This is a genomic window from Geobacillus sp. PK12 (assembly GCF_004123125.1).
GTDB classification, from domain to species: Bacteria; Bacillota; Bacilli; order Bacillales; family Anoxybacillaceae; genus Geobacillus; species Geobacillus zalihae.
Map to the genome: position 1 here is coordinate 1 of NZ_SDKL01000067.1, position 3,527 is coordinate 3,527.

The 3,527-nt window shown below is 50.6% G+C and carries 1 protein-coding gene, 8 tRNA genes and 1 rRNA gene; all 10 read right to left on the reverse strand.

Translation table 11 applies throughout. The annotated features are described in order from the left end of the window. Window positions 1-396 precede the first annotated feature (396 nt). Window positions 397-469, reverse strand: a tRNA-Ala gene (locus ETR37_RS17035). Between the two features lie 12 nt (window positions 470-481). Then, a tRNA-Pro gene (locus ETR37_RS17040) sits at window positions 482-555 on the reverse strand. Window positions 556-559: 4 nt separating this feature from the next. Then, window positions 560-633 (reverse strand) — tRNA-Arg (locus tag ETR37_RS17045). A 3-nt stretch (window positions 634-636) separates the two neighbouring features. Next, a tRNA-Leu gene (locus ETR37_RS17050) sits at window positions 637-722 on the reverse strand. A 16-nt stretch (window positions 723-738) separates the two neighbouring features. Continuing rightward, window positions 739-813 (reverse strand) — tRNA-Gly (locus tag ETR37_RS17055). A gap of 11 nt (window positions 814-824) precedes the next feature. Further along, a tRNA-Leu gene (locus ETR37_RS17060) sits at window positions 825-909 on the reverse strand. A gap of 10 nt (window positions 910-919) precedes the next feature. Next, window positions 920-995: transfer RNA gene (locus ETR37_RS17065), tRNA-Lys, on the reverse strand. A 384-nt stretch (window positions 996-1,379) separates the two neighbouring features. Beyond that, window positions 1,380-1,455: transfer RNA gene (locus tag ETR37_RS17070), tRNA-Val, on the reverse strand. Between the two features lie 8 nt (window positions 1,456-1,463). Continuing rightward, window positions 1,464-1,580: ribosomal RNA gene (gene rrf, locus ETR37_RS17075) — 5S ribosomal RNA — on the reverse strand. Between the two features lie 220 nt (window positions 1,581-1,800). Further along, window positions 1,801-3,285 (reverse strand): lysine--tRNA ligase, encoded by a 1,485-nt coding sequence (gene lysS, locus ETR37_RS17080; RefSeq protein ID WP_015373717.1) that lies wholly within the window; start codon window positions 3,283-3,285, stop codon window positions 1,801-1,803. Between the last annotated feature and the right edge of the window lie 242 nt (window positions 3,286-3,527).

Consider the following 3,527-nt stretch of genomic DNA (forward strand, 5'->3'; position numbering starts at 1 on the left):
TTCGTCCTGAGCCAGGATCAAACTCTCCAAAAGAAAGTTGATTGACTTTTCGGATTGTCCAGCTTCGGCCAAAGCGGCCTCCGCTTTTCGTCGCGCTTCGTTTCGTTCAGTTTTCAAGGAACGAGACCTCTTCTTGAACTTGCTTCGTTGCAGTCTTGCGTCGAGGAACCCAATTCCCCCGAATTCACTAGAAGACACAGGCGCAAAGTTGCTGCATTGAAACAACTTCTCTGCTGGTTTTCGTCGAAGAATCCCGCTTCTCTCCATTCACTTGCAGGACACAAGGTTGCTACTTTCGTTTGCTTCTCTGTAATCCTACCGAGTCTGTAATCCTACCGAGGAACCTCACGTCTTCAAATTCCCTTGCAAGCGGCAGGCACAGACATAAAGCAACAGTGGAGCCTATCGGGATCGAACCGATGACCTCCTGCGTGCAAAGCAGGCGCTCTCCCAGCTGAGCTAAGGCCCCATATATCCGCTATCGGGAAGACAGGATTTGAACCTGCGACCCCATGGTCCCAAACCATGTGCTCTGCCAAACTGAGCTACTTCCCGCCAACGCGCTCGAGAGGATTCGAACCCCTAACCTTCTGATCCGTAGTCAGATGCTCTATCCAATTGAGCTACGAGCGCAAGTGCCGAGGGCCGGACTCGAACCGGCACGGTAGTGACCTACCCCAGGATTTTAAGTCCTGTGCGTCTGCCAATTCCGCCACCCCGGCTAAATGGGCAAATAAATGGAGCGGAAGACGGGACTCGAACCCGCGACCCCCACCTTGGCAAGGTGGTGTTCTACCGCTGAACTACTTCCGCTCGAATCAACATGCGGGTGAAGGGACTCGAACCCCCACGCCCGTAAAGGGCACTAGACCCTGAATCTAGCGCGTCTGCCAATTCCGCCACACCCGCAAATCAATTGTGGTGAGCCATGGAGGACTCGAACCTCCGACCCTCTGATTAAAAGTCAGATGCTCTACCTACTGAGCTAATGGCTCATGGTTAGGATAACACTCTACAGCTTCGTTTCACTCTACCTGCCTCTTCCTCTCCCAGCCGATTCAAAGATGCCAAGTGCGTCGAGGTAACTCGAAGCAAACTCGAAGATGCAACGCTCGTTACTGAGCTAATGGCTCATAGTCAAGTATACACTCACAGTGAACGATGTCCCTTCCTCTGCTAGCATATTCGAAGATGTCGGATGCGTCGGGACAACTCGCAGCAAACTCAATGATGCAAAGCTCGTTGCTCTACCTGCCTCTTCCTCTACAAGCTTATTCGAGAAAGTCAAATGCGTCGAGGCAGCTCGCAGCCAATTCAAAGATGCATCGCTCGTTACTGAGCTAATGGCTCATAGTACTTATATATAGATATAATATAAGTGGTGGAGGATGACGGGATCGAACCGCCGACCCCTTGCTTGTAAGGCAAGTGCTCTCCCAGCTGAGCTAATCCTCCACAAGATTGCCTAGCGACGACCTACTCTTGCAGGGGCGCTGGCCCCAACTACCATCGGCGCTGGAGGGCTTAACTTCCGTGTTCGGGATGGGAACGGGTGTTTCCCCTCCGCTATCATCACTAGACAATCAACAGACAAGTCATATTATAATTAAATTTATTTATTTGTCAATAGGTCCTTGTTTTTGATTAGTGCTGTCATTTCAACGTGCTATCATAATATAACACGTTGGGAGTGGTTTGTCAACTCGACTTCCTGTGTTTGTTTTTCAACAAAACAACGACGACTATTTTTACATAAATGAAAAGCCCCCTGCTGCTTGTCTTTGCAGGGAGCGATCAAATTTATTTATGACGCATTTGCGGGAAAAGCAACACGTCGCGGATCGACGGCGAGTTCGTCAGCAGCATGACCAGACGGTCGACGCCGATGCCAAGCCCGCCTGTTGGCGGCATGCCGTACTCGAGCGCTTCAAGGAAGTCTTCGTCCATTTCATGTGCTTCATCGTTTCCTTGTTCACGCTCTTTCAGCTGCGCCTCAAAGCGTTGGCGCTGATCGATCGGATCATTCAATTCGGTAAAGGCGTTGGCATGTTCGCGCCCGACGATAAACAGCTCAAATCGGTCGGTAAAACGCGGGTCGTCCGGATTTTTCTTGGCCAACGGTGAAATTTCAACCGGATGGCCATAAATGAACGTCGGCTGAATGAGGTGAGACTCGACTTTTTGTTCAAAAAATTCGTTGACAATATGGCCAAACGTCATATGTGGAGCAACTTCCACTCCATGTTCTTTCGCCAGCTCCCGCGCCTCTTCGTCGCTCATCTGCCGCCAGAAGTCGACGCCGACATATTCCTTGATCGCATCGACCATATGGAGGCGCCGCCACTCGGGCGTTAAGTCGACGACATGCTCGCCGTATTGAATTTTCGTCGTTCCAAGCACTTCAGTGGCAATGTGGGCGATCAAGTTTTCCGTTAGTTCCATGATGTCACGGAAATCGGCGTACGCCTCGTACAATTCGAGCATCGTAAACTCCGGATTATGGCGGGTGGAAATGCCTTCGTTCCGGAAAACGCGGCCGATTTCATACACTTTTTCCAAACCACCGACGATGAGCCGTTTTAAATGGAGCTCGATGGCGATTCGCATATAAAGGGTCATATCCAATGCGTTATGATGCGTAATGAACGGGCGCGCCGCAGCGCCGCCAGCAACGGCGTGCATCATCGGCGTTTCAACTTCCAAATAGCCACGGCTGTCGAGATACCGCCGCATCGATTGGATGATGAAACTGCGGGTGATGAACGTCTTTTTGCTCTCCGGATTCATAATTAAATCGAGATAACGCTGGCGATAGCGTTGCTCTATGTCTTTCAAACCATGGTATTTTTCCGGCAGCGGACGCAGCGCTTTCGTCAAAAATTCGTACGACGACACTTTGATGGAAAGTTCACCAACTTTTGTTTTAAACATTGTGCCGCGCACGCCGACGATATCGCCAAGGTCAGAGATTTTAAACAGTTCGTACTGCTGTTCGCCAACATCGTCTTGACGGACGTAAATTTGAATCTGCCCGGTGACATCCTGGATATGGGCGAACCCGGCTTTTCCTTTGCCGCGCTTTGTCATGATGCGGCCGGCGACGGCGACTTCAATTTGCTTTTCTTCAAGTTCCTCTTTCGACAAATCGCCGTACAGTTCGAACAGTTCTTGCGCTTTATGAGTGCGCTCGAACCGTTTGCCAAACGGGTCGACACCCAATTCCTCAATTTTTTTCAGCTTTTCCCTGCGGACGCGCAGTTGGTCGTTCAATTCTTCATGACTCATACCTCATTCACTCCATTTAGCGATTTTTTACGAAAAATACTGCCAGCGCTCGCTGGCAGTCCTCCGCTGCATGAACGTCATCTCCGTTGTGTGAACTACCCACACCTACGCTTCGCTTAGAGGTGGAGGCTTCAAGCGACTTGTGCGTGTTCGCCGAACGGTAAGCCACACACAAGAACCCTTTACGCTTCCCTTCGTTCCGAAGGTGTCCGTTCTAGCCATATTCTATCCTATTCGTTGGC